This is a genomic window from Streptomyces sp. NPDC091209 (assembly GCF_044757755.1).
Lineage (GTDB): Bacteria > Actinomycetota > Actinomycetes > Streptomycetales > Streptomycetaceae > Streptomyces.
The window spans coordinates 647,027-673,308 of sequence record NZ_JBIVVR010000002.1; the positions used below are offsets into that span (position 1 = coordinate 647,027).

A 26,282-nucleotide genomic window follows, 5' to 3' on the forward strand; every position below is an offset into this window, starting at 1 on the left:
GCATTGTGAAGCCCGACTAAATCCCCCCGCGTGTCCGAAGGCAATGGGGTCCTGCCGCTCTTCTGCGGTTTTTCCCAGGATTTTCCGTCGATGCCCCCGCGCCGATGCGGGATCGTGATCGGGGTCACGTAGGATTCTACGAATCTACGCGAGTAGAAATTTTGTACGGGTAGTCTGAAGGGACCTGCTCAGCACCACACACCGGGAGTGCCAGTGGCACGCGTCGTAGTCGACGTCATGCTCAAGCCGGAGATCCTCGACCCCCAGGGCCAGGCGGTGCAGCGTGCACTGCCGCGCCTCGGTTTCGAAGGTGTCTCCGATGTCCGTCAGGGAAAGCGATTCGAACTGGAAGTGGACGGACCGGTGGACGACGCCGCGCTCGCCCGCATCCATGAACTGGCGGAATCCTTCCTCGCCAACACCGTGATCGAGGACTTCACCGTCAAGGTCGAGGAAGTCGCGGAGGCCGGAAAGTGACCGCTCGTATTGGAGTCGTCACCTTTCCCGGCAGCCTCGACGACCGCGACACGCAGCGCGCGATCCGGCTGGCGGGCGCCGAACCCGTAGCTCTCTGGCACAAGGACAAGGACCTCAAGCAGGTCGACGCCGTGGTGCTGCCCGGCGGTTTCTCGTACGGCGACTATCTGCGGGCGGGCGCCATCTCGCGCTTCTCGCCGGTGATGGAGACCGTCATCGGGCAGGCGAAGTCCGGAATGCCGGTTCTCGGCATCTGCAACGGCTTCCAGGTCCTCACCGAGGCGCACCTTCTCCCCGGCGCGATGCTCGGCAACAACCACCTCCACTTCATCTGCCGCGACCAGAAGCTGCGGGTGGAGAACGCGGACACCGCCTGGACCGCCGACTACACGGCCGGCCAGGAGATCCACATCCCGCTGAAGAACATGGACGGGCGGTACGTCGCCGACGAGCACACGCTCGACATGCTGGAGGCCGAGGGCCGGGTCGCGTTCCGTTACGTTGACGTCAACCCGAACGGATCGCTGCGCGACATCGCCGGCATCACGAACGCGGCGGGCAACGTCGTCGGTCTGATGCCGCACCCGGAGCACGCCGTCGAGCCGCTGGTCGGGTCCGGCCGCACCGACGGCCTCCCCTTCTTCACCTCGATCCTCAAGAAGCTGGTCAACGCATGAGCCGCACGCCTCTGGACACGGTCGAGAACGCGGCCGCGACCCCCGACGTCGAGCTGCCCTGGGCCGAACTGGGCCTGAAGAAGGACGAGTACGAGCGCGTCGTCGAGATCCTCGGCCGCCGCCCGACCGGCGCCGAGCTCGCCATGTACTCCGTCATGTGGTCCGAGCACTGCTCCTACAAGTCCTCGAAGGTCCACCTCCGCCAGTTCGGCGAGAAGGCCCCGCAGTCCGACGCCCTGCTCGTCGGCATCGGCGAGAACGCCGGTGTTGTCGACGTCGGCCAGGGCTACGCGGTCACCTTCAAGGTCGAGTCGCACAACCACCCGTCGTACGTCGAGCCCTACCAGGGCGCGGCCACCGGCGTCGGCGGCATCGTGCGCGACATCATCGCGATGGGCGCGCGCCCGGTCGCGGTCGTCGACCCGCTGCGCTTCGGCGCGGCCGACCACCCCGACACCAAGCGCGTCCTGCCGGGCGTCGTCGCGGGCATCGGCGGCTACGGCAACTGCCTGGGCCTGCCCAACATCGGCGGCGAGGTCGTCTTCGACGCCTGCTACCAGGGCAACCCGCTGGTCAACGCCGGCGCCATCGGCGTCATGCGGCACGAGGACATCCACCTCGCGAAGGCGTCCGGCACGGGCAACAAGGTCATCCTGTACGGGGCCCGCACGGGCGGCGACGGCATCGGCGGCGCGTCGATCCTCGCCTCGGAGACCTTCGACGACGCCAAGCCGTCGAAGCGTCCCGCCGTCCAGGTCGGTGACCCCTTCCAGGAGAAGCTCCTCATCGAGTGCACCCTGGAGGCCTTCGCCGAGAAGCTGGTCGTCGGCATCCAGGACCTCGGCGCGGCCGGACTGTCCTGCGCCACCAGCGAGCTGGCGTCCAACGGCTCCGGCGGCATGCGCGTCACCCTGGACGACGTACCGCTGCGCGACTCCACGCTCTCGCCCGAGGAAATCCTCATGAGCGAGTCGCAGGAACGCATGTGCGCGGTCGTCGAGCCGGAGAAGGTCGACCGGTTCCTGGAGATCTGCGACAAGTGGGACGTCATCGCCACCGTCATCGGTGAGGTCACCGACGGCGACCGCCTGGAGATCTTCTGGCACGGCGGCAAGATCGTCGATGTCGACCCGCGCACGGTCGCGCACGACGGCCCGGTCTACGAGCGCCCCTACGCGCGCCCCGAGTGGCAGGACGCGCTCCAGGCCGACGACGCGAACAAGCTGCCCCGCCCGGCGACGGGCGAGGAGCTGAAGGACCAGGTCCTGAAGCTGGTCTCCTCCCCGAACCAGGCCTCCAAGTCCTGGATCACCTCCCAGTACGACCATTTCGTGCAGGGCAACACGGTGCTGGCCCAGCCCGAGGACTCGGGCATGATCCGCATCGACGAGGAGACCGGGCTCGGTGTCGCCATCGCGACCGACGGCAACGGCCGCTACGCCAAGCTCGACCCGTACGCCGGTGCGCAGCTCGCCCTCTCCGAGGCCTACCGCAACGTCGCGACGACCGGTGCCAAGCCGCTCGCCGTCTCCGACTGCCTGAACTTCGGCTCGCCCGAGGACCCGGCCGTCATGTGGCAGTTCGCCGAGGCGATCCGCGGTCTGGCCGACGCCTGCCAGCAGCTCGGCACCCCGGTGACCGGCGGCAACGTCTCGCTGTACAACCAGACCGGCGAGGTGGCCATCCACCCGACTCCGGTCGTGGCCGTGCTGGGCGTCATCGACGACGTCGCCCGGCGCACCCCGGTCGCCTTCCAGGAAGAGGGCCAGCTCCTCTACCTGCTCGGTGACACCCGCGAGGAGTTCGGCGGTTCGGCCTGGTCGCAGGTCGTCCACGACCACCTCGGTGGTCTGCCGCCGAAGGTCGACCTGGAGCGCGAGCGGCTGCTCGCCGAGATCCTCATCTCGGCCTCCCGCGACGGCATGATCGACTCCGCGCACGACCTGTCCGACGGCGGCCTCGTCCAGGCCGTGGTCGAGTCCGCGCTGCAGGGCGGCAAGGGCGCGCGGCTGATCGTCCCCGACGGTCTCGACGCGTTCACGTTCCTCTTCTCGGAGTCGGCGGGCCGCGCGGTCGTCGCCGTCCCGCGCTCGGAGGAGCTCCGCTTCAACGACATGTGCGGTGCCCGGGGTCTGCCCGTCACCCGCATCGGTGTCGTCGACGGCACCGAGTCCGAGGCGACCGCGATGATCGACGTCCAGGGCGAGTTCACGCTCTCCCTGGCCGAGCTGCGCACGGCGCACGAGGGCACGATCCCGGCGCTGCTGGCGTAGCCGGTTCAGCTCGTACCGCTCGTACGGCTTGTACGGCGAAGCCCCCGCCCGGATGGGATCCGGACGGGGGCTTCTCGGTTCATCGGACGTAGCTTCTGAGGATCTCCGTGTCGAGTTCGATGCCGATCGGGTCGCGGACGGACACCTTCTCGCCGAACTTCGCCGTGTGAAGAGTGCGGTAGCCCCCGACCTTCCGGCGGTGCCGGGTGGCTTCCGCCGCCGTTCACGCTCACGGGTGACTGTCCTGGCTCACCTCGTTCGTGCAGGCCAGGCGCGCGTACCCGTTCCGGCCCGGCCAGGTGTCCTGCTCCACGACGCGCTCGAACGACTGGCACGAGAGCCCGGTGCCCGGCCCGCCCAGGCGCCTGAACGGCTGTGCCGTCAGGGCATAGGCTCCCAGCCATGCCTCCGGTAAAGAAGCGCGCACGGACGTACGACCCCGCCAGGATCCGCGCGGCGGTGCTCGCGCAGTTCGGGAACGTACGGGACGGCGTACATGCCCTGGACGAGGAGCAGTTGGCGCGGCCCGCCCAGCTCGGGGACTGGACCGTGCGGGAGTTGGCCGCGCACATCACGATGGCCGTCGAGACGGTGAGCCGGCATCTCGATCTGCCCGCGCCCGCCGCGAAGGAACTCGCCCTGCTCGACTGGCCGTTCGGTACGGCGGCCCGCGCCGGGGACATCGCCGACGGCACCCGCGCACTCGCCGCCGGCCATCCCGACCTCGACGCCCTCTACGCCGGCACCGAACAGCGGATCACCGAGCGCCTGGCCACGGCCCCCGACGGCCGGCTGCTCGCCGTGCGCGCCGGGGCGATGACCCTCGACGACTACCTCGTCACCCGCACCGTCGAACTCGTCGTCCACACCGACGACCTGAACCGCGCGGTGCCGGGTCTCGACGTCCCGTACGACCGCCAAGCCCTCGCCGCCTGCACCCGGCTGCTCGCCGACGCGCTCGCCGTGAAGGCGCCCGGCGCGTCGACCGAGGTCCGGATCCCGCCGTACGCCGTCGTGCAGTGCGTGGAAGGGCCCCGGCACACCCGCGGTACCCCGCCGAACGTCGTCGAGACGGACCCGCTGACCTGGATCCGGCTGGCGACCGGACGCTTGGAGTGGAAGGCGGCGCTGGACGACGCGAAGGTCAGCGCGAGCGGCGAGCGCGCCGACCTCGGCGGCCTGCTCCCCTTGATGAGCTGAGTCCGCCCCGACCGGGCTGAGTCCGCCCCGCCCGGGCTGAGTCCGCCCCGCCTGGGCTGAGCCGCCCGGCCCGAATCCCGTACTCGCGTGCGGGCCCGCGGTCGGTCACCTGCCCCGGCCCCCGGGAGGGGATCCCGGCCTCTGCGGGGAACCGGTCCCCCGTCCCTCCCGTCCCATCGGCATGGACAAGCAGCGCATGACCCTCGGCGTCCTGACCCTGCTTCCCCTCGCCGCCGCGTGCGGCACCCAGACGGCGGGGAGCGGTTCCGCCCGGACGGAGACGGCGCCGGTGACCGGCGTCCACTGGACGGTCGACCGTCTCACCGTGGACGGAAAGGCCGTGCGGGCGCCCTCCGGCGCGTATCTGAAGATCGCGGACGACGGCCGTGTCAGCGGCAACCTCGGCTGCAACGGGTTCGGTTCGAAGGTCACCGTCAAAGGTGACCGGGTCACGTTCGGCGGGATGTGGACGACCGACATGGCCTGCGGGAACGGCCCGATGAGCTTCGAGCGCAGCCTGGGCCGGACCTTCGCGGACAAGGGCGGGTTCACGGCGAGGGCCGACGGCGACCGGCTGACGCTCACTGCCGGCAGCGGCGACCGGATCAGCCTCACCGAGGAGAAGGACGCACCCCTGCGGGGGACGAAGTGGACGGTCACGGCACTGGGCGACAACAACGTCTCCCAGCCGCTCCCGAAGGGGGCGAACGCGTACTTCGTCCTCCGCGCGGACGGCACCTTCGACGGCCGGCTCGGCTGCAACCACGCGTCCGCCCGGGCCACCGTCGGCGACGGACATATCACCCTCGGCCCGGCAAGGACCACCCGGATGATGTGCCAAGACTCACTCATGAGGACCGAGAAGACGCTGCTGGGGCTCTTCGACAGCAAGGTCACCTACACGTTGGATCACCGTGGCATCGCGCTGACCAGCGAGAACGGCACGGTGGTCAGCGCGGTGGCCGCCGAGTGATCCACTGAGGGCCCCCATCCCCAATTCGGACCAGTGGTCGATCTCGCCTACACTCGGTGCCGTGCCACGTGGTGACGGTCGACTCAATCATGATCTGCTCCCCGGTGAGAAAGGCCCCCAGGACGCTTGTGGCGTCTTCGGTGTCTGGGCTCCGGGCGAAGAGGTCGCCAAGCTCACTTACTTCGGGCTCTACGCCCTCCAGCATCGGGGTCAGGAATCCGCGGGAATCGCGGTCAGCAACGGCTCCCAGATCCTCGTCTTCAAGGACATGGGCCTCGTGTCCCAGGTCTTCGACGAGACCTCGCTCGGTTCGCTCCAGGGTCATATCGCGGTCGGTCACGCCCGCTACTCGACCACCGGTGCCTCCGTGTGGGAGAACGCCCAGCCGACGTTCCGCGCCACCGCGCACGGTTCCATCGCGCTCGGCCACAACGGCAACCTGGTCAACACGGCGCAGCTCGCCGAGATGGTCGCGGAACTGCCCAAGCAGGAAGGCCGCACCACCCGTGTGGCGGCCACCAACGACACCGACCTGCTCACCGCGCTCCTCGCGGCCCAGGTCGACGACGACGGCAAGCCGCTGACCATAGAAGAGGCCTCCGCCAAGGTCCTCCCCCAGGTCATGGGCGCCTTCTCGCTCGTCTTCATGAACGAGCACACCCTCTACGCCGCCCGTGACCCGCAGGGCATCCGCCCGCTGGTCCTCGGTCGCCTGGAGCGTGGCTGGGTGGTGGCCTCCGAGTCCGCGGCCCTCGACATCTGCGGCGCCAGCTATGTGCGCGAGATCGAGCCGGGCGAGTTCGTCGCCATCGACGAGAACGGTCTGCGGAGCTCGCGATTCGCGGAAGCGAAGCCCAAGGGCTGCATCTTCGAGTACGTGTATCTGGCCCGCCCCGACACGGACATCGCCGGTCGGAACGTGTACCTCTCGCGCGTCGAGATGGGTCGCAAACTCGCCAAGGAAGCCCCTGTGGAGGCCGACCTGGTGATAGCGACCCCGGAGTCCGGGACACCCGCCGCGATCGGTTACGCGGAGGCCTCCGGCATCCCGTTCGGCGCCGGCCTGGTCAAGAACGCGTATGTCGGCCGGACCTTCATCCAGCCGTCGCAGACGATCCGCCAGCTCGGAATCCGCCTGAAGCTGAATCCGCTCAAGGAAGTCATCAAGGGCAAGCGCCTGGTCGTCGTCGACGACTCGATCGTGCGCGGCAACACCCAGCGCGCCCTGGTCCGGATGCTCCGCGAGGCCGGCGCGGCCGAGGTCCACATCCGGATCTCCTCCCCGCCCGTGAAGTGGCCCTGCTTCTTCGGCATCGACTTCGCGACCCGCGCGGAGCTGATCGCGAACGGCATGACCATCGAGGAGATCGGTACCTCGCTCGGCGCCGACTCCCTCTCGTACATCTCCCTCGACGGGATGATCGAGGCCACCACGATCGACAAGCCGAATCTGTGCCGCGCCTGCTTCGACGGCGAGTACCCGATGGAACTTCCGGACCCCGAACTGCTCGGCAAGCAGCTCCTGGAGACCGAGCTGGCCGCGGGTCCCGCAGCCACGGCCGCGGCTGACGCCATCCGTCGCCCGTAGCGCCGCAGAGCCCCGTTTCACCAACCGAAAGATCCCAGGCAATGGCTTCTGTGTCTGATCAGTCCCCTCTGGCTTCGGGCAGTGCCTCCGGCGCTTCCTACGCGGCTGCCGGAGTCGACATCGAGGCGGGCGACCGCGCCGTAGAGCTGATGAAGGAGTGGGTGAAGAAGACGCAGCGCCCCGAGGTCCTCGGTGGCCTCGGCGGCTTCGCCGGCCTCTTCGACGCCTCCGCCCTCAAGCGTTTCGAGCGTCCGCTGCTCGCCTCCGCCACCGACGGTGTGGGCACCAAGGTCGACATCGCCCGGCAGCTCGGCGTGTACGACACCATCGGCCACGACCTCGTCGCGATGGTCATGGACGACATCGTGGTGTGCGGCGCCGAGCCGCTCTTCATGACCGACTACATCTGTGTGGGCAAGGTTCACCCGGAGCGGGTGGCGGCCATCGTGAAGGGCATCGCCGAGGGCTGTGTCCTGGCGGGATGCGCCCTGGTGGGTGGCGAGACGGCCGAACACCCGGGTCTGCTCGGTCCGGACGACTTCGACGTCGCCGGCGCCGGTACGGGCGTGGTCGAGGCCGACCAGCTCCTCGGCCCGGATCGCATCCGTACGGGTGACGCGGTGATCGCCATGGCGGCCTCCGGTCTTCACTCGAACGGGTACTCGCTCGTCCGGCACGTCCTCTTCGACCGGGCGAACCTGCGCCTGGACCAGCACATCGAGGAGTTCGGCCGCACGCTCGGCGAGGAGCTCCTGGAGCCCACCAAGATCTACTCGCTGGACTGCCTGACGCTGACGAAGAGCACCGAGGTGCACGCCTTCAGCCACATCACCGGCGGCGGCCTGGCGGCCAACCTGGCCCGGGTGATCCCGGACGGCCTGCACGCCGTGGTCGACCGCGAGACCTGGACCCCGGCGCCGGTCTTCGACCTGGTCGGCAGGACCGGTGGCGTCGAGCGCCTGGAGCTGGAGAAGACGCTGAACATGGGCGTCGGCATGATGGCGATCGTGCCCGAGGAGTCGGCCGAGGTCGCCCTCGCCGTCCTCGCGGACCGCGGAGTGGACGCCTGGATCGCCGGTGAGATCACCGAGCGCGGGGACCACACGACGGGCGCGGCGCTCGTCGGCGACTACGCGAACTGAAACAGGCGACGGGGGCTGAAGCCGGCGACCACGCGGGCCGAAGCCCCCGGAGCAGCACGAAACCCGGTCCGGCGCTGAGGCCCCGGACCGGGTGAAGTGCAGTCGCTACGAGAAATCCGCCAGGCGGGATCTACCAGTAACCCACGCCAGAAGATCCGCTACGAGAAGAGATCGCGGAAACTGCGAGGGACGCTGTTGCGTCAAGCGCCGCGACGTTGCGACTGAGGCCCGGACTGGTCGTCCTCGTCCTCGTCGTCGTCGTTGTAGAGATCCGCGTACTGTGCGTACGGGTCGTCTTCCTCGTCGTCGTCTTCGAACGGCTCGCCATTCGGCGGCTGGCTCGAAGTCGAAGCGCCCAGCTCATTGGCCAGACGCGAGAGGTCAGTCCCGCCGCTGCTGTACTTCAGCTGGCGGGCGACCTTCGTCTGCTTGGCCTTTGCCCGGCCGCGCCCCATGGCTCGACCCCCTCGGATACGGGGCTCGACGGCCCCAGAGTCTTGACACGCGTTCATGATCTGGAACGGACTCTCCGTGGAGAGACCGGTCCGTAGGGCTTCCACGGTACCTGAGCCCGCGCCCATACGGTACGTCGCCCGCAGCACGCGCCTTCACCCAGAACCCGCGAGGTGCCCTGTCCTCGCTGGTCAACCGCGATTTTAACCTCTTCTTGGCGTCCGACCCGCCGACAGACGTGAGAGTTCTCTCGCAACCGGCCGCCGACGGGTCCCTGACAAGCGCCTATGGCCCCGTAAGGGGTCAGTGACGTCGTGCCTCAGCCATCCGCTGCTCGGCGATCCGGTCGGCCGCCGCGGCCGGCGGAATCCCGTCCTGCTTCGCACGTGCGAATATGGCCAGCGTGGTGTCGAAGATCTTCGCGGCCTTCGCCTTGCACCGGTCGAAGTCGAAGCCGTGCAGCTCGTCGGCGACCTGGATGACACCGCCCGCGTTCACCACGTAGTCGGGCGCGTACAGGATGCTGCGGTCCGCGAGATCCTTCTCCACACCCGGGTGCGCCAGCTGGTTGTTGGCGGCACCGCACACGATCCGGGCCGTGAGCGCCGGCACGGAGTCGTCGTTGAGCGCCCCGCCCAGCGCGCACGGCGCGTAGATGTCGAGGCCCTCGGTGCGGATGAGCGCCTCGGTGTCCGCGACGGCCGTGACGCCCGAGGGGTGCCGGTCCAGGATCCGGCGTACCGAGTCGGCCCGCACGTCCGTGATCACGACCTCGGCGCCGTCCTCGCGCAGGTGCTCGACCAGGTGGTGGCCCACCTTGCCGACACCGGCGACGCCGACCTTGCGGCCGCGCAGCGTCGGGTCGCCCCACAGGTGCTGGGCGGAGGCCCGCATGCCCTGGAAGACGCCGAAGGCGGTCAGGACCGACGAGTCGCCCGCGCCGCCGTTCTCCGGGGAGCGGCCGGTCGTCCAGCGGCACTCGCGCGCCACGACGTCCATGTCGGCCACATAGGTGCCGACGTCGCACGCGGTGACGTACCGGCCGCCGAGCGAGGCGACGAACCGGCCGTACGCGAGGAGCAGCTCCTCGGACTTGATCTGCTCGGGGTCGCCGATGATGACGGCCTTGCCGCCGCCGTGGTCGAGTCCGGCCATGGCGTTCTTGTACGACATCCCGCGCGCGAGGTTGAGGGCGTCGGTGACGGCCTCCTGCTCGCTCGCGTACGGATAGAAGCGCGTGCCGCCGAGGGCCGGGCCCAGGGCGGTGGAGTGGATGGCGATGACGGCCTTGAGGCCGCTGGCGCGGTCCTGGCAGAGCACGACTTGCTCATGACCCCCCTGATCCGAACGGAAAAGGGTGTGCAGTACATCAGCAGGCGCGCCGGTTACGTCGGTCACTGTGGTGACTCCCAGGTAAAAAACGGCGGTTGGGTGCGAGGCCCGTGCGGATGGCGGGCTCCGTGGGAATGAGACTAGAGCCTGCGCCGACCCGCCCTCGGCGCCGTGTTCAGGATCACCTACGGGCGGGGTACGGCCATGGTTCGATTTGCATAGATTTCTCTTCAGGTTGTGAGCGGTTTTCGCTGGTTTTCCCGGTGGTCGACGGGGGAGGGAGCAGGCGTGCCCAAGGTGTCCGCGGTGATCGTCCCGTACACGTCGTATCTGCGGGTGTACGAGCCACTGGCCGCGTTCCCCGAGTCCGAGCGCGCCCACTGGACGCGCTACGCCCGGCGCCCCGAGCGCCCCTCGTACCAGGACGAACTGCGCCGGTCGCTGGCCGACTTGCTGCCCACCCCGCCGGTCCCCGTGCCGGTGCACGAGAGCGGCGACGCGTTCGTGGCCGAGGTCGACGGGGTGGTGTGCGTCTGCCCCTGGCGCACCCGGCTGCGCGGCTGGCAGGCCCTGGACGAGCTGGGCGAGGAGCTCCCGGCGTCCGTGCTGGACGCGGTGCTGCCGCCGCTGGTGCGCCGTCAGGCCGCGCTGGACTACGAGCGCTGGCTGGTGCGCAACCCCGACGCCCGCCCGTGGATCCGCACCTCGACCTGGCAGGTGCCGCTGAACTGGTTCGTGCTCGTCACCGACGAGGAGCGGGAGTACGAGAAGGGGACGGGCCCCACCGGAGCCGTGCCGCTGCTGCGCTACCGGACACCGATGGTGCAGGCGCGGCGGCGCACGGCGCGGGCGCTGCGGACGCTCAGGGAGGCCCTGGACGAAGGGCCGCTCATCGAGGGTCTGGTGGACGTGGGGCGCTGGCTGGAGGAGTTCCATCCGCGCTCCCTGGTCGAGCTGGACTACGGCGGGCTCGTGCACACGCTGCCGGCCGGGCAGCTCGAGGACGACCACTCCGCCGCGGACGTCGCCGAGGGCATCGAGGCGCTGCGCACCGGGGACGGGGCGACGGCGGGCGAGGCGTACGGCCGGCTGGTGGAGCGCTGGCGGTCGGTCAGGGACCGGCGTTCGTCGAACTGATGCCCATCGCGGGCGGCTCGGACCGGCACGGCCGCCCCGGGCGGCGCCCACGGGTTCAGGTGGGGAGGGAGGGGGGTTCCGGGCCCCCGTGTTCGGTGTGATCTGCTTCTCACAGGTTTCTGTCGAACTCGCGTATGGTCCTCACACGCTGAAGAACCCTCACGTCCAGGACGTAGGTCCCGTTCCGGGCTTATGCGTCAACGGGTGTCAAGCGTGACGGACGGCACTTACCCGGCTCTTGCATCGCTTCCCCCTCCTCGTGTCAAAATAGGACAAGGAGCCCGGGGGAGGGCTCCCTCCGCCCACGTTTGGGGGGGAATCTCGGCATTGCACGCTTTGGGGGGTCTGGTGACTCCTGATCGCCCCTGTGACTGATCGTCACAGTGGCGTGACTGTCCGCTATGGCATGGTCCATCGGCTTCCGTCGCTGATGAACACCTGGGAGGGCAATTCCATCGGTTTGGCCGACGCGGCTGGACGGATGGTGTAGTTGTAGTGCCGAGGACAAGCCGTTCGTCCTATAACCGACTCGACTCGCGTCCGCCATTTCGGGCAACGCGGGTCAAGGTGCAGAATTTAGAGGAAAGAACCGAGAAGGTTCGGTTCTCCCGAGGAGGCCGCTCATGACCGCTCGCACCCCTGATGCCGAGCCGCTGCTGACCCCGGCTGAGGTCGCCACGATGTTCCGCGTCGACCCCAAGACGGTCACGCGGTGGGCGAAGGCCGGCAAGCTCACGTCCATCCGCACGCTCGGCGGACACCGCCGCTACCGCGAGGCTGAGGTCCGCGCACTGCTCGCGGGTATCCCGCAGCAGCGCAGCGAAGCCTGAACCATCGCATAACCGGACAAGTCAACGGATCCCCCAACCCGTCGAGGCGTCCACACCACAGCTCCAAGCGACGCGGGTTCTGCCCCAACAGAGCTCACGCCCAAGTCTTTTCGCCAGTTGAACAGGGTGCGTCGTAGATCGCGCTGGACTCCGCCGGGTCCAGCGCGATCTTTTTTGTGCGGTCCGAGCGCCCCTGTGGTCGGCCTGTGAGCGGCCTTGTCGGACTCTGGGGGTGGCTGTCGGATCGTCTGAGGAAGTCCTCGACGAGTGGTGCAATTGCACATATTAAATTGACTGGTTGTAGGAGGGGGGTAAGTTCCACACTTCTGAAAACATATGCGGTGACTCCCGTCACATGCCACAGTCCTTGTCGCCCGCGATCCTTCTGCGCTAGGGGAGTTGGGGCCGTGCGGGGGCGTGTCGCCTCGGAGTGCGCGCCGCGTGACGGTCGTGGTGGCGGTCCTCGGTCACGCCGTTGAGGGACTTTCGTCCTCCGGAGTGCTCCCGGGGTCCTGTTGGTCACGCGGAACGGGTTCCATGGCCAGCCGCGCGAGCTGGTGGCAGATCGGGCAGTGCCGCGTCAGATGGCGGTAACCGGAAGCGGCCGCCAGATGGGCTCGGAGCAGAGCCCGGGTCTCGTGCCGAGCGGACACCGCCATACGCACCTCCAGAGGACCGGCAGGGCGAGGGCCCTGGATTCCGGGGTACCGGTGGAATGTGACGCCGTCAAGGGACGCGAACGCGGCGCAGGGGCGCCCCTGGAGGCGCCGACGGCCGCGCGAGGGCCGGCGCCGCGCACGCGAACACGACGGGGAGCGGACACGCGAAAAGGCCCGGAGCCGAAGCTCCGGGCCTTTTCGTCACGCGGTCCTGACGGGATTTGAACCCGCGGCCTCCACCTTGACAGGGTGGCGAGCACTCCAAACTGCTCCACAGGACCTGGTTTCGCAGCGACTTGTTCTTGCGCTGTGCTGCGAAATGAGACTGTACAGGAGGGTGGGCCCAGGGTCGAACTCACCGCACGTACAGGTGCCGTTACGGGGCGGCCGCGTCGATCGCCTTCACGATCCGCTTGTCCGAGACGGGGTACGCCGTGCCGAGCGCATGGGCGAAATAGCTGACCCGGAGCTCCTCGATCATCCAGCGGATGTCCAGCACCGACGAGGGCACCGGCCGGCCCTGCGGAAGCTGCTCCAGGAGCCAGGCGTACTCGTCCTGCATCTCGTGGACCTTCTCCATGCGGCTGGTGTCCCGCTGGGCACCGGTCGGCATCTGCTGGAGACGGCGGTCCGCGGCGACCAGATAGCGCATCAGGTCCGGCAGCCGCCGCAGTCCCGTCGCCGTGACGAAACCGGGCTTCACCAGGGCGTCGAGCTGCCCCCGTACGTCCGCCAGGTTCGCGAGCAGCGTCGGGCTCCTGACGCCCTTCAGACGGCGCTCACAGGCCTGCCAGGCGGCGAGGACCTGCTGCACCTGGCCGACCGTGCGCACGGTCGTGTCGACGATCTCGGCGCGCACCTTGTCGTAGAGCTTCCGGTAGGACTCCTCGTCCCACGCCGGGCCGCCGAAGTCCGCGATCAGCTTGTCCGCCGCCGCCATCGCGCAGTCGTCGAAGAGCGCCTGGACCGAGCCGTGCGGGTTCGCGGACAGGGCGAGCTTCTGGGCGTTGGTGAGCTTGTCCGAGGCGAACTTGCCCGGGTTCACCGGGATGTTCCGCAGGATCAGCCGGCGGGTGCCCTTCCACATGGCCTCGGCCTGTTCGGCCTCCGTGTCGAAGAGCCGCACGGAGACGGTGTTCGCCGCGGGGCCGTCGTCGACGAGCGCCGGGTACGCCTTCACCGGCTGGCCGGCCCGGCGCGTCTCGAAGACCCGCCGGAGCGAGCCGATCGTCCAGTCCGTCAGCCCCGAGCGTTCCAGGGACTCGCCGCCCTCGCGCTCCGCCGTCGCCGCGGCGGCCTGCGAGATCGCCTGGCGCGCCTTCGGCTTCAGCCGGAGCTTGAGCGCCTCCAGGTCCTTGTCCTCGGCGAGCTTGCGCCGCCGCTCGTCGACGATCCGGAAAGTGATCTTCAGATGCTCGGGCAGCCGTGACCAGTCGAAGTCGTCGGCCGTCAGCGGCACTCCGACCATGCGCTTGAGCTCGCGCGCCATCGTCAGGGTCAGCGGCTCCTGGAGGGGCACGGCCCGCTCCAGGAACTTCTGCGCGAAGTTCGGGGCGGGAACGTAGTTCCGCCGGATCGGCTTCGGGAGCGAACGGATCAGCTCCGTCACCACGTCCTCCCGCAGCCCCGGGATCTGCCAGTCGAAGCCTTCGTCCGTGACCTGGTTCAGGACCTGGAGCGGGACGTGGACGGTCACGCCGTCCGCGTCCGCGCCCGGCTCGAACTGATAGGTCACCCGGAACTTCAGCCGCCCCTGCAGCCAGGAGTCGGGGTAGTCGTCCTTCGAGACCGCGCCGGCCCGGTCGTTGATGAGCATCGAGCGCTCGAAGTCGAGGAGCTCGGGCTCCTCGTGCCGCTTGTGCTTCCACCAGGAGTCGAAGTGCGCCCCGGACACGACGTGTTCGGGCACCCGCTGGTCGTAGAAGTCGTACAGGGTCTCGTCGTCGACCAGGATGTCCCGGCGACGGGCCCGGTGCTCCAGCTCCTCGACCTCGGTCAGCAGCTTGCGGTTGTCGGCGAAGAACTTGTGGTGCGTGCGCCAGTCGCCCTCGACGAGCGCGTTGCGGATGAACAGCTCGCGGCTGGCCTCCGGGTCGATCCGCCCGTAGTTCACCTTCCGCTGCGCGACGATCGGCACGCCGTACAGCGTGACCTTCTCGTACGCCATCACGGCGGCCTGGTCCTTCTCCCAGTGCGGTTCGCTGTACGTCCGCTTGAGGAGATGGCCGGCCAGCGGTTCGACCCACTCCGGCTCGATGCGGGCGTTGACGCGCGCCCAGAGCCGCGAGGTCTCGACGAGCTCGGCCGACATCACGAAGCGCGGGGGCTTCTTGAAGAGCGCCGAGCCCGGGAAGATCGCGAACTTGGCGCTGCGCGCGCCCAGGTACTCGTTCTTGCCCGTGCTCTTCCCGCTCTCCCCGCCGGTCTCCTTCACGTCCTTCATGCCGACGTGCGAGAGCAGACCGGCGAGCAGGGACACATGGACGCTCTGCTCGGGCGCGTCCTCCTCGTTCAGATGGATGCCCATCTGCTTGGCGACCGTCCGCAGCTGGCTGTAGATGTCCTGCCACTCGCGGATGCGCAGGAAGTTCAGGTACTCCTGCTTGCACATCCGGCGGAACGCGGACGAGCCGCGCTCCGTCTGCTGCTCGCGGAGGTAGCGCCACAGGTTGAGGAAGGCGAGGAAGTCGGACGTCTCGTCCTTGAAGCGGGCGTGCTGCTGGTCGGCCTGCGCCTGCTTCTCGGACGGCCGCTCGCGCGGGTCCTGGATGGAGAGCGCGGCCGCGATCACCATGACCTCGCGGGCGCAGCCGTTCTTGTCGGCCTCCAGGACCATCCGGGCGAGCCGGGGGTCGACGGGAAGCTGGGCGAGCTTGCGGCCGGTCGGCGTGAGCCGCTTGCGGGCGTCCTTCTCCGCCGGGTCCAGCGCGTTCAGTTCCTGGAGGAGCTGGACGCCGTCGCGGATGTTGCGGTGGTCCGGCGGGTCGATGAAGGGGAACTTCTCGATGTCGCCGAGGCCGGCCGCGGTCATCTGGAGGATGACGGAGGCGAGGTTCGTGCGGAGGATCTCGGCGTCGGTGAACTCCGGCCGGGCGAGGAAGTCGTCCTCGGAGTACAGCCGGACGCAGATGCCGTCGGACGTACGGCCGCAGCGGCCCTTGCGCTGGTTGGCGCTGGCCTGCGAGACCGGCTCGATGGGCAGCCGCTGCACCTTCGTGCGGTGGCTGTACCGGGAGATGCGCGCGGTGCCCGGATCGATGACGTACTTGATGCCCGGGACGGTCAGGGAGGTCTCGGCGACGTTGGTCGCCAGAACGATCCGGCGGCCGGTGTGCTGCTGGAAGACGCGGTGCTGCTCGGCGTGCGAGAGCCGGGCGTACAAGGGCAGGACTTCCGTGAAGCGGTAGTTCTTCTTCGTCAGCGCGTCGGCCGTGTCGCGGATCTCGCGCTCGCCCGACAGGAAGACGAGGATGTCGCCCTTGCCCTCGGCCTGGAGTTCCTCGACGGCATCGCAGATCGCGGTGATCTGGTCGCGGTCCGCGTCCTCGGAGTCCTCTTCGAGGAGGGGGCGGTAGCGCACCTCCACGGGATACGTCCGCCCGCTGACCTCGACGATCGGGGCCTCGCCGAAGTGCCGGGAGAAGCGCTCCGGGTCGATGGTCGCGGAGGTGATCACGACCTTGAGGTCGGGCCGCTTGGGCAGCAGCTGGGCGAGGTAGCCGAGCAGGAAGTCGATGTTGAGGGACCGCTCGTGCGCCTCGTCGATGATGATCGTGTCGTACGCGCGCAGCTCGCGGTCCGTCTGGATCTCGGCGAGCAGGATGCCGTCCGTCATGAGCTTGACGAAGGTGGCGTCCGGGTTCACCTGGTCGGTGAAGCGGACCTTCCAGCCGACGGCCTCGCCGAGCGGCGTGTCCAGCTCGTCGGCGACCCGCTCGGCGACGGTACGGGCGGCGATACGACGGGGCTGGGTGTGCCCGATCATGCCGCGGACGCCACGTCCCAGCTCCATGCAGATCTTCGGGATCTGGGTGGTCTTGCCGGACCCGGTCTCACCGGCGACGATCACCACCTGGTGATCACGGATGGCCTCCGCGATCACGTCCTTCTTCTGGCTGACCGGGAGCTGCTCGGGATAGGTGATGGCGGGCACGCGGGCGCGTCGCTCGGCCATCCGGACCTCGCCCTTCGCGACCTCCGCCTCGATCTCGGCGAACACGGCGGAGCGGGCCTCGGGCTTGTGGATCTTGCGCGCGCCTTCGAGCCTGCGCCCGAGCCGGTGCGCGTCGCGCAGGGACAGCTGGGCCAGACGGGCGGCGAGATCGCCGAGGGCGGGGGCAGGGTGCGTAGACATACGCGGTCCAGGATCTCATCCCGGGGAAATCCCTGGCGAACGCTTTTGCGCGCCCAGGTCCTCGGGCCCCGCCCGCGCCGCTTTCCGGACCTGTGGCGGGACGGGCGGGAGCCGGTTCCGCCACGGGGGACGGCACCGTGTTCCGGTGCTCGCCGCTGTGCGGCCGGCGCAGTCCCGGGGGCGCCGCCGGTCCCTGGCTACTCCTGGGGTCGCGGCTGGTCGCGGGCCGGTTCCGGGGAGGCCGCCGGCGCCGGGACCGCCGCTGACGGCGTGGCCGCTCCCGGGGTCGACGCCGGTCCCGGGACCGGTTCCCGGGCGTGGACCTGCGGCTGTGCCATGGCCCTGGCCGTGTTCGAGACCGCCTTGATGCCCAGGTAGGCCGTGGTCGTGCCGCTCACCGCGGTGAAGGCGGCGGTCAGCACGCCGACGCTCACCGCCTCGTCGCCGTGGAGCTGCCAGACCCCGAAGACCGCGACGCCGACGATCGCGAGATTGCTGATGACGACCGCGAGCAGCCCGTACCGGGCCCGGTCCTTCTCCAGCTCGGTGTCCTGAACAACTCTGGCCTCGTCCCGGCTCATGTCTTCCCCACCCCGAAGGAACCTGATCGATCAGCCAGAAGGTAGCGCCGCCCGGTCGCGGTGCCAAGCCACACGCCCCTCACCGGTCGCACCCGTCCCCGGGCACGGACAAGGGGCGAACCCCTTCGGGTCCGCCCCTCCTCAAGCTGTCCGCGTGGGTGTCATCCCCTCCGCGCGGGTGTCATCGCACGTCGACGTAGTCCTCCGTGCCCTCGCCCACGAAGTGCTTGCTGTCGGGATACAGGAACACGGGCACCCAGGTGCCGTCCTGCTGGGCCTTGAATCCCTTGCTGAAGGATCCGTTCGACTTCGTGGTGACGGTGGACATGAGGTACCAGGTCGTCTTGCCCTTGGGCCGGAAGAGGATCTGCACCTTCTTGGCGCCGTACGCCTTCCAGGCGGTGCTGCCGGCCGCGCGCTCCTGGAGCACGCCCTTCACGGTGATCGTCCGGCCCTTGTAGACGGGCTCGGGGGACGCGTTGGCGTCCTTGATCCGGGTGAGGGCGCGGTACCTGCGCAGGCTCGTGCTGACACCGCCCTTGATGTCCTTGGCGGTGGAGCCGCCGTAGTGCAGCCGCCAGTAGCCGTCCGTGAAGCCCGGCAGCCTCTCGACGATGAACTGCGAGCCGTTGGTGGTCTGCACCGTCTTCCTGGTGCTCCAGCCGGTCCTGCCGTCGGGCGAGTACTGGATGTCGACGGCGATCCGGTCGTTGGTGTCCCGCCCGACCAGGTCGACGCTGCCGGTGATCTCCAGTTGCGCGTACTCGTCCAGTCGCGCCGTGAACTCGGTGAACCTCGGCGTGGCGGTGGCCGCGACGGTGACGTCGGCGGTCGCGGTGCGCTGGATGAAGGCGTTGTACGGGTACGGCGGGAAGCCGACCTCGTAGACCTCCTTGCTGCCGTACGCGTACCTGGTGAAGGAGAAGCGGCCGTTCGCGTCGGTGGTCGACTGCACGGGGCTGCACGTGGTGCAGTCCTTGTAGTCCATCTCCAGCGGGATACCGGACAGCGGCTTCCAGACCCCGTCGAGCTGGTACTGGAGCGTGCCGGCGACGGTGAACTTGTCGTTCGCGGTGACGTGGAAGCTGCTCTTGTCGAGGACGAACCGGGTCGGCGCGGCCTTCGGGCTGACCGTGATCCAGGGACTGTCGGCGTAGCCCAGGTCGCCCCGGTACTCGGCGAAGGTCCAGCCGCCCGCCGTGGTCTCGTGGGAGGCCGAGAAGTGGCCTTCGGCGTCCGTGACGGCGGTCGCGTCGACGTTCTGGTCGAACGTGAGGTTCACGGTGGCGCCGGGCAGCGGCACCGTCTCGCGGGTGCTGGGATCGCGGACGACCATGTCACCGTCGGCCGTGACGGTCCTGTGCTCGATGTCGGGCTGCGTCGGGGTGACCGAGTAACCGGTGAACACGGGCTGCTTCACGTAGTGCAGCGTGCCCGCGTCCTGCCGGACGGTGGTCCCGCCCGAGGAGTCCGTGGCCTCGATGTCGACCGTGTAGTCGCCCAGGGTGTCCAGATGGATGGGCTGGGAGGCCCAGGTGCCGTCCCACGAGCTGGTGAAGTACTTGTACGTGAAGTCGGTGAGCGTGGCCACGGGCGCGGCCGACGCGTCGCTTCCGGCCGGGCGGAGCCTGGCCGTGATCTTGTCGATCGAGCCGCTGTAGTTCAGGCGGACGTCGAGCACCGACCAGTCGGCCTGGTCGCTGTAGGCGTCCGTGACGTTCGGTCCCGCGGCATGGGCCGTGCCGGGTATCGCGAAGGTGGCGACCAGGACGGCGCCGGCCGTCACCAGTCCTCTGGCGATGTGTCTCAAGAACCCCCCTCAGGTTCCACGAAAGACGAGAACCCCCTCCGGTCAACCCGGAGGGGGTTCTCGTTCTTGTGGCTGGGGCCGGGGTCGAACCGGCGACCTATCGCTTTTCAGGCGATCGCTCGTACCAACTGAGCTACCCAGCCACGAGGCTTCCGGAGAAACCTCAGCGGTCCTGACGGGATTTGAACCCGCGGCCTCCACCTTGACAGGGTGGCGAGCACTCCAAACTGCTCCACAGGACCAAGCTGTTGCGTGCGACGCGTGAACAGTGTCGCACACGGTGTTGCGTGCCCCCAACGGGATTCGAACCCGTGCTACCGCCTTGAAAGGGCGGCGTCCTAGGCCGCTAGACGATGAGGGCTATCGGCCCGCCTGGGCGCTTCTCAGCGCGTCGGGGACGTCATGAGCATATGGGATGGCGGGGGGTATCGCCAAAACGGTTTACCGGGAGGTCCCGGAGGGCTTCGGGGAGGGGCTCGGCGACGGCGTGGCGCCGGGCTGGTTCTCCTTCGGGAGATGGCGGCTGACCTCGGCCGTCGTCTGGCCGAGACCGCCCAGCCTGATCTCGTCCCAGGCCTGCAGCAGACGGGTGTCGCGGTCGAGGTAGAGGACCGAGGCCTCGATCGGGTCCGGGTACTGGCCCTCGACCGCGCGCAGTCCGCTGCCGCCCGTCGAACCCTCGACGCGCAGCCGGGTGCCGTGCTCCATGACCTCCATCCCCTCGTGGTGGAGGTGACCGGCCAGCACCATCGGCACCTGGCCGTCCGTCCCGCGCGCGGCCGACGGTTCGTGGGCGATGGCGATGTCCACCGGGGTGCCCGCGGCGCGCTGGTCGCGCAGGGCCGAGGCCAACCGGGCGCCCGCGAGTTGCTCCGCCGCGTCGCCGCCCGGCGCGGCCGAGCGGTCCGGGGTGAACTGGGGGTCGCCGATGCCGGCGAAGCGCAGACCCGCGATCGTGACCGCCCGGCCGTCGTCGAGGACGTGGACGTTCCTCGTGTGCTCCAGGTAGCGCTGTGTCTCGCGCGAGTCGTGGTTGCCGCGGACCCAGACGTAGGGGGCGCCCAGGTCCCGGATCGGGTCGAGGAAGCCGTTCTCGGCCGCCGAGCCGTGGTCCATGGTGTCGCCGGAGTCGACGATCACATTGATGTCGTACTGCTTCACCAGCGAGGCGATGATCTTCCAGCTCGCCGGGTTCAGATGGATGTCGGAGACGTGCAGGACCCGGATCGTGGTCGGGTCGGGCTCGTAGCCGGGGAGGGTGGAGGTGACGTCGTACAGCTTCGTCACGTTCGTCACCAGGCGGGCCAACTCCTTCTGGTAGACGTCGAATTCGCTGACGATGCTGCGGGCGTTGCCGACCAGCGAGGGTGCGGAGGCGAGGAGCCCGGAGTACTTCGGCTCCAGGACCGACTCGGGGTTCCAGGTGGCGAGGGCGGTCGCTCCCGAGGCGGCCAGCAGGGCGAGGGCGAGGCCGCCCGCGGTGAGGGCCTGGCGCGGCCGGCGGTAGACCGCCAGGCCGAGGGCGGAGGCGCCGGCGACCACCGCTATGCAGGAGCGGACGGCCAGGTCGAGCGTGCCCTGCTCGACGTCCCGCACGACCTCGTCCTGGAGCCCGGCGAGCCGCTCCGGGTGGTCGACGAGGGCCTGGGAGCGCTCCGGGTCGAGCCGGTCCACGTCCACGTCGAGGCGCAGCGGGGCCTCGTGGCTGCGCAGCTCCAGTGCGCCGAGCGGAGAGATGTTGATCTTCGTGCCGCCGGTGAGGGAGGGGCGCAGGGTCATGGTGGTGTTCATGGGGCCGACCGGGACGCGGACGTCGCCCACGACCAGCAGTCCCAGCCAGGCGCCGAGCAGCACCACGCAGAGCAGTCCGAACGCGCGGGCGTACGGGTTCGGCCGGGCGCCGAGTTCGAGCGCCGGGCCTGTGCGGCGGCCGTGGCGGCGGCGGGTGAGCGCGTGCGGCGCCGGGCGGGCGCGGTGGATCGTGCGGCGGACGGTGGCGGTTGCGGCAACGAGGACGCGGACCATTGGTCCCGTATGCCCAAGGGCTGGGGCGGGTATGCGGGAGTTCCGCCGCCCTCGCGGGCCGTGGGCTCGCGCTCGGCCGCGGGCCCGCTCGTGCTCCGGTCAGCCCCAGCCCAGTTCGTGCAGTCGCTCGTCGTCGATGCCGAAGTGGTGGGCGATCTCGTGGATCACGGTCACCGCGACCTCGTGGACCACGGCGTCCGTGGTCTCGCACATGCGCAGCGTGGGGCCCATGTAGATCGAGATGCGGTCGGGGAGCACCCCGGCGTACCACTCGCCGCGGTCGGTGAGCGGGGTGCCCTCGTAGAGGCCCAGCAGTTCGGGGTCGTCCGCCGGAGGCTCGTCCTCGACGAAGACGGCGACGTTGTCCATGACCCGGGTCAGTTCGGGCGGGATCCGGTCGAGCGCCTGGCTCACGAGCTCTTCGAAGGTTTCGCGCGTCATCTCCAGCACAAGGCCATTGTCGGGGACGGCGCGCCCCGTGCGGCGTACGACGGAGGCCCGGGAGGGCCGGATCCGGTGGAGGGGAAACCGGTCGCCTGCCCCACATGGGGTGTCTCATACCAGTTCCGGAGTGTGCTGTCGAATTGGCATGGATTATCCGGTGATAGTGCGGGCATGACACGCACCCCATCCCCGACGCGTCCGAGGGCGCGTGCGCGCGCCCGGGGGGCCCTCCTCTGTGCCGCGCTCCTCGCCGTCACGGTCCAGACCACCGCCGCCGCGCCGGCGTTCGCCCGGGGCCCCGGACGCCATGACAGAAGCGACTGTGTGAGGACGGCGAGACCGCTCGACGGCGAGGCCCGTGAGGTTCTCGGCATCACCCGCAAGGCCAAGGCCGAACTCCATCTGAAATCGGTGGAGCTGAAGGTAACCAGCCATGGGCGCGAGGTTCTCACCGACGCGCTCGGCGAGTCCATGACCGGTGTCCCGGCCCAGCCCGACATGCACTTCCGTGCCGGTTCCGTGGCCTTCTCCTACGTCGGCACCGCCCTCCTCCAGCTCGTCGAGGAGGGGAAGGTCCGCCTCGACGACACCGTGGAGCGCTGGCTGCCCACGCTGCCCAAGGCGAACCGGATCACCCTGCGGATGCTGGCCACCAACACCACCGGGCTGCACGACTACGTCACCGACCCGGCCTTCCTGGCCGAGCTGGAGGCCCACCCGTTCCGCCAGTGGACCCCGAACCAGCTGCTCGCCTACCCGTACAGCCATCCGTTCTGGTACGAGCCGGGCACCAACTGGAGCTATTCGCACGCCAATTACGTGCTGTTGATCCAGGCGCTGGAGAAGATCACCGGCACCCGGATCGACAGGTTCCTGAAGGAGCGGGTCACCGGTCCGCTGGGGCTCGACAACACCCGGAACAACTTCACCCCCGACATCCCGCCTCCGGTCCTGCACGCCTTCACGTCCGAGCGCGGCCTGTACGAGGAGTCCACCTTCTGGAACCCGTCGTGGACCACCGCGCCCGGCGCGGTCATCACCACGCACGTCTGCGACCTGGCCCGTTCGGCGGCGGCCATCGGCAGCGGCGAGCTCCTCTCGCACCGCTCCTACCGCACCCTGATCAACCCCGGGACGGTCGGCCTCGGCCACGCGACCGCCACCTGTCCGGCCACGGTCTGCCTGGAGCAGACCGAGGCCAAGCACTTCGGGCTCGGGGTCATCGTGATCAACGGATGGGTTCTGCAGAACCCGTCGTTCTCGGGCTACGCGGCGATCCAGGCGTATCTCCCGTCCGACCGTCTCGCCATCGCGGTCAACGCCACCAAGACCAAGGACACGCCCGACGGCAACATGGCCGAAGTGGTCGCCCAGCGCATCGCGGCCGCGCTCGCCCCGGAGACCCCGCTGGCGATCGGCTGACCCGCGGCACCTCCCGGACCACCTCTCGCCGCGCGGGAAGAACACGGCTCTTCGTACGCCCCCCGGGCCCGGTTGGGACCGGGGGGCGCGTGTCTTCTTGCGGGCGGCGGGAGTTGGACAGGGAGAACTCCCGTTTCTCCCCACGCTCCCGGCTTCTCCAGAGCGGGGGACACCCCGTTCGGAGGTGGCCGCCCGTGCGCGCCTTGTACGTACCCGTCCGTCTGGTCGCCACGGTCATGGCCGTGGCCGCCGCCGCCGGTTGCATGAGCGTCGGCGACGACGCGGGGCGCCCGGGGCCCTCGCACTCGGCCGGGCGACGGGCCGGCGTGGCGCCCGGCGGCGGCACCGCGGTGGGCGGCGGCGGAGTCGGGTCGTACGGCGGGAAGAGCGGAAAGGGCGGCAAGGGCGGCAAGGTCTCGGCGAAGCCGGGGGAGTCCGCGTCCGACGGCGCCTCGGCGTCGGCGTCCCCGGGCGCGAAGCCGTCCGCGAAGGCGACGGAGAAGGGCGGGGGGCCGTCCACGGACTCCGTGCCGCCGGGAGGCCAGCCGAGTCCCACCCGCGACACGGCGGAGCCGACCCCCGAGCCCCCGCCCGTCTCGTCGCCGCCGGCGCCCGACCCCGGTTCGGCGGAGCCGTCGTCGTCGGCGCACGAGCAGCCGGTGACGCAGCTGGTCCAGCGGGAACCGGCCCCTGAGGCGGGCTCTCCCGTGTAGCGGGCGTCGGGGCCGTCGCTGCCGGACCTAGTGGAGAGGGCGGATGTGGCGGGGTTCACGGGGATCGGGGCCCTGGATGTGGCCGGTTCAACAGCGCGGTCGGCGCGGCCGAGGTAGCTTTGTTGATGCGAGCAGGTGGCTAAGAACGCACCCCCACCTGGTCGTAGGAGGCTCAGTTTGCCTTCATGGGGGAAGGGTGCGTATGGTAGTAGATCGTTTGATCCCATTTGCCCGGCGCCGCCGCAGAGAGCGCCGCGTGGCGCGTACTCTCCCTTGCCGTGGCCGGACCGCATAGAGGCGGTCGTTTGCGACTTCACGGAGTTTGGGCGCGTGCCGAAGAACTCCGGAAGGTTCGCATTTCGCATGTCTGTTTCCAGTACTGATCACGTCGTCGTGCCCGAGAACAACGAGAACAACGACGCGGTCGAGGTCATCGAGACCCTTGAGGCCGTCGAGGTCATCGAGTCCGTCGAGGCCGTCGAGACCGCCCCCGAGATGACGTTCGAGGACCTCGGTCTCCCCGAGGGCATCGTCCGCAAGCTCGCGCAGAACGGTGTGACCAGCCCCTTCCCGATCCAGGCCGCGACCATCCCGGACGCCCTGGCCGGCAAGGACATCCTCGGCCGTGGCCGCACCGGCTCCGGCAAGACCCTCTCCTTCGGTCTGCCGACCCTGGCGCAGCTCGCCGGCGGCCACACCGAGAAGAAGAAGCCGCGCGCCGTCATCCTCACCCCGACCCGTGAGCTGGCCATGCAGGTCGCCGACGCGCTGCAGCCCTACGGCGACGTCCTCGGCCTGAAGATGAAGGTCGTCTGCGGCGGTACGTCGATGGGCAACCAGATCTACGCCCTGGAGCGCGGCGTCGACGTCCTCGTCGCCACCCCGGGCCGTCTGCGCGACATCATCAACCGCGGCGCCTGCTCGCTGGAGAACACCCAGATCGCCGTCCTCGACGAGGCCGACCAGATGTCGGACCTGGGCTTCCTGCCCGAGGTCACCGAGCTGCTCGACCAGATCCCGGCCGGCGGCCAGCGCATGCTGTTCTCGGCCACGATGGAGAACGAGATCTCCACGCTGGTCAAGCGCTACCTGACCAACCCGGTCACGCACGAGGTCGACAGCGCCCAGGGCAACGTCACGACCATGTCGCACCACATCCTCATCGTGAAGCCCAAGGACAAGGCGCCGGTCACCGCCGCGATCGCCTCCCGCAAGGGCCGCACGATCATCTTCGTCCGCACCCAGCTGGGCGCCGACCGCATCGCCGAGCAGCTCCGCGACGCCGGTGTGAAGGCCGACGCGCTGCACGGCGGCATGACGCAGGGCGCCCGTACGCGGACGCTGGCCGACTTCAAGGACGGTTACGTCAACGCGCTCGTCGCGACCGACGTCGCCGCCCGCGGTATCCACGTCGACGGCATCGACCTGGTCCTGAACGTGGACCCGGCCGGCGACCACAAGGACTACCTGCACCGTTCCGGCCGTACCGCTCGCGCGGGCCGCTCCGGCACCGTCGTGTCGCTGTCGCTGCCGCACCAGCGCCGCCAGATCTTCCGGCTGATGGAGGACGCGGGCGTCGACGCCGCGCGTCACATCATCAACTCGGGTACGGCCTTCGAGCCCGAGGTCGCCGAGATCACCGGCGCCCGCTCGATGACCGAGGTCCAGGCCCAGTCCGCGGGCGACGCCGCCCAGCAGGCCGAGCGTGAGGTCACCCAGCTCACCAAGGAGCTGGAGCGCGCGCAGCGTCGCGCCGCCGAGCTGCGCGGTGAGGCCGACCGTCTGGTCGCCCGCGCCGCCCGTGAGCGCGGCGAGGACCCGGAGGTGGCCGTCGCGGCCGCCGCCGAGGCCGCCGAGCAGGCTGTCGTCGAGGCCCCGGCCGACGAGGCCGCCGTCGTCGCCGAGCCGGCCGAGCGTCCCGCGTACGAGCCGCGTCAGCGCCGCGACGAGCGGGGCAACTACGAGCGTCGCGACAACGACCGTGGCGGCTTCCGCCGTGACGACAACCGCAGTGGTGGCGGCTTCAACCGCGATGACCGTGGTGGCCGTTCTTTCGAGCGTCGTGACGACAACCGCAGTGGCGGTGGCTTCAACCGCGACAACCGCAGTGGTGGCGGCTTCAACCGCGATGACCGTGGTGGCCGTTCTTTCGAGCGTCGTGACGACAACCGCAGTGGCGGTGGCTTCAACCG

20 protein-coding genes and 4 tRNA genes are annotated in these 26,282 nt (G+C 69.6%); 12 read left to right on the forward strand and 12 right to left on the reverse strand.

Annotation, left to right across the window (positions count from 1 at the left end; translation table 11 throughout):
- Positions 1-213: 213 nt before the first annotated feature.
- The 7 genes from purS to purM all read left to right on the forward strand — a co-directional run bounded on the left by purS (position 214) and on the right by purM (position 8,330).
- The gene (gene purS, locus ACIQRL_RS09910; protein ID WP_005482678.1) at positions 214-477 is read left to right on the forward strand and encodes a phosphoribosylformylglycinamidine synthase subunit PurS; all 264 of its coding nucleotides are present in this window, start codon (positions 214-216) and stop codon (positions 475-477) included.
- Complete coding sequence (gene purQ, locus ACIQRL_RS09915; protein WP_401329402.1) at positions 474-1,154, forward strand: phosphoribosylformylglycinamidine synthase subunit PurQ; 681 nt, start codon at positions 474-476, stop codon at positions 1,152-1,154. Before purS ends, purQ begins: the two co-directional genes overlap by 4 nt.
- Complete coding sequence (gene purL / locus ACIQRL_RS09920; RefSeq protein WP_401329405.1) at positions 1,151-3,427, forward strand: phosphoribosylformylglycinamidine synthase subunit PurL; 2,277 nt, start codon at positions 1,151-1,153, stop codon at positions 3,425-3,427. The genes purQ and purL overlap by 4 nt, the downstream gene beginning before the upstream one ends.
- Before the next feature lie 402 nt (positions 3,428-3,829).
- Positions 3,830-4,627 (forward strand): sterol carrier family protein, encoded by a 798-nt coding sequence (locus tag ACIQRL_RS09925; RefSeq protein ID WP_401329408.1) that lies wholly within the window; start codon positions 3,830-3,832, stop codon positions 4,625-4,627.
- A 181-nt stretch (positions 4,628-4,808) separates the two neighbouring features.
- Positions 4,809-5,600, forward strand: a complete 792-nt coding sequence (locus ACIQRL_RS09930; RefSeq protein ID WP_401329411.1) for an META domain-containing protein — start codon at positions 4,809-4,811, stop codon at positions 5,598-5,600.
- A 61-nt stretch (positions 5,601-5,661) separates the two neighbouring features.
- Entirely contained in the window at positions 5,662-7,188 is a 1,527-nt protein-coding gene (gene purF, locus ACIQRL_RS09935; RefSeq protein WP_401329414.1) for an amidophosphoribosyltransferase, read from the forward strand.
- Positions 7,189-7,229: 41 nt separating this feature from the next.
- A complete protein-coding gene (purM, locus tag ACIQRL_RS09940) occupies positions 7,230-8,330 on the forward strand; it encodes a phosphoribosylformylglycinamidine cyclo-ligase (protein WP_401329417.1) in 1,101 nt (366 codons plus the stop codon).
- Between the two features lie 200 nt (positions 8,331-8,530).
- Here purM and ACIQRL_RS09945 read toward each other — a convergent pair whose 3' ends face one another.
- Together ACIQRL_RS09945 and ACIQRL_RS09950 are read right to left on the reverse strand one after the other, a co-directional pair.
- Positions 8,531-8,785, reverse strand: a complete 255-nt coding sequence (locus tag ACIQRL_RS09945) for a DUF3073 domain-containing protein (RefSeq protein WP_037615441.1) — start codon at positions 8,783-8,785, stop codon at positions 8,531-8,533.
- Positions 8,786-9,086: 301 nt separating this feature from the next.
- Positions 9,087-10,181, reverse strand: coding sequence for a Leu/Phe/Val dehydrogenase (locus ACIQRL_RS09950; protein WP_401329420.1), 1,095 nt, complete (start codon positions 10,179-10,181; stop codon positions 9,087-9,089).
- A gap of 222 nt (positions 10,182-10,403) precedes the next feature.
- On the opposite strand from ACIQRL_RS09950, the gene ACIQRL_RS09955 reads away from it, so the two are divergent.
- A complete protein-coding gene (locus ACIQRL_RS09955; RefSeq protein ID WP_401329423.1) occupies positions 10,404-11,252 on the forward strand; it encodes a hypothetical protein in 849 nt (282 codons plus the stop codon).
- Between the two features lie 623 nt (positions 11,253-11,875).
- A complete protein-coding gene (bldC, locus tag ACIQRL_RS09960) occupies positions 11,876-12,082 on the forward strand; it encodes a developmental transcriptional regulator BldC (protein WP_003949541.1) in 207 nt (68 codons plus the stop codon).
- A 467-nt stretch (positions 12,083-12,549) separates the two neighbouring features.
- Here bldC and ACIQRL_RS09965 read toward each other — a convergent pair whose 3' ends face one another.
- From ACIQRL_RS09965 to ACIQRL_RS10010, 10 genes are all read right to left on the reverse strand, one after another.
- Positions 12,550-12,741 carry a DUF6274 family protein gene (locus ACIQRL_RS09965; protein ID WP_401329426.1) on the reverse strand — a complete coding sequence of 64 codons (192 nt, stop codon included), beginning with the start codon at positions 12,739-12,741 and terminating at the stop codon, positions 12,550-12,552.
- Between the two features lie 206 nt (positions 12,742-12,947).
- Positions 12,948-13,022: transfer RNA gene (locus tag ACIQRL_RS09970), tRNA-Asp, on the reverse strand.
- 95 nt (positions 13,023-13,117) lie between these two features.
- Entirely contained in the window at positions 13,118-17,095 is a 3,978-nt protein-coding gene (gene hrpA, locus ACIQRL_RS09975) for an ATP-dependent RNA helicase HrpA (protein WP_401329429.1), read from the reverse strand.
- Positions 17,096-17,292: 197 nt separating this feature from the next.
- Positions 17,293-17,676 carry a hypothetical protein gene (locus ACIQRL_RS09980; RefSeq protein ID WP_401329432.1) on the reverse strand — a complete coding sequence of 128 codons (384 nt, stop codon included), beginning with the start codon at positions 17,674-17,676 and terminating at the stop codon, positions 17,293-17,295.
- A 181-nt stretch (positions 17,677-17,857) separates the two neighbouring features.
- Positions 17,858-19,486 (reverse strand): hypothetical protein, encoded by a 1,629-nt coding sequence (locus ACIQRL_RS09985; protein WP_401329435.1) that lies wholly within the window; start codon positions 19,484-19,486, stop codon positions 17,858-17,860.
- Between the two features lie 69 nt (positions 19,487-19,555).
- Positions 19,556-19,629, reverse strand: a tRNA-Phe gene (locus tag ACIQRL_RS09990).
- A gap of 24 nt (positions 19,630-19,653) precedes the next feature.
- Positions 19,654-19,728 (reverse strand) — tRNA-Asp (locus ACIQRL_RS09995).
- A gap of 46 nt (positions 19,729-19,774) precedes the next feature.
- Positions 19,775-19,847 (reverse strand) — tRNA-Glu (locus ACIQRL_RS10000).
- A gap of 80 nt (positions 19,848-19,927) precedes the next feature.
- On the reverse strand, positions 19,928-21,511 hold the full coding sequence (locus tag ACIQRL_RS10005; protein WP_401329438.1) for a metallophosphoesterase: 1,584 nt from the start codon (positions 21,509-21,511) through the stop codon (positions 19,928-19,930).
- A 99-nt stretch (positions 21,512-21,610) separates the two neighbouring features.
- Complete coding sequence (locus ACIQRL_RS10010; RefSeq protein ID WP_401329441.1) at positions 21,611-21,961, reverse strand: metallopeptidase family protein; 351 nt, start codon at positions 21,959-21,961, stop codon at positions 21,611-21,613.
- A gap of 318 nt (positions 21,962-22,279) precedes the next feature.
- Here ACIQRL_RS10010 and ACIQRL_RS10015 point away from each other — a divergent pair, with 318 nt between their 5' ends.
- The 3 genes from ACIQRL_RS10015 to ACIQRL_RS10025 form a co-directional block, all read left to right on the forward strand.
- The gene (locus tag ACIQRL_RS10015) at positions 22,280-23,377 is read left to right on the forward strand and encodes a serine hydrolase domain-containing protein (protein ID WP_401329444.1); all 1,098 of its coding nucleotides are present in this window, start codon (positions 22,280-22,282) and stop codon (positions 23,375-23,377) included.
- 194 nt (positions 23,378-23,571) lie between these two features.
- A complete protein-coding gene (locus ACIQRL_RS10020) occupies positions 23,572-24,090 on the forward strand; it encodes a hypothetical protein (RefSeq protein WP_401329447.1) in 519 nt (172 codons plus the stop codon).
- A 363-nt stretch (positions 24,091-24,453) separates the two neighbouring features.
- Positions 24,454-26,282 (forward strand): DEAD/DEAH box helicase (locus ACIQRL_RS10025; protein ID WP_401329450.1); only part of this gene is annotated, 1,829 nt, incomplete at its 3' end.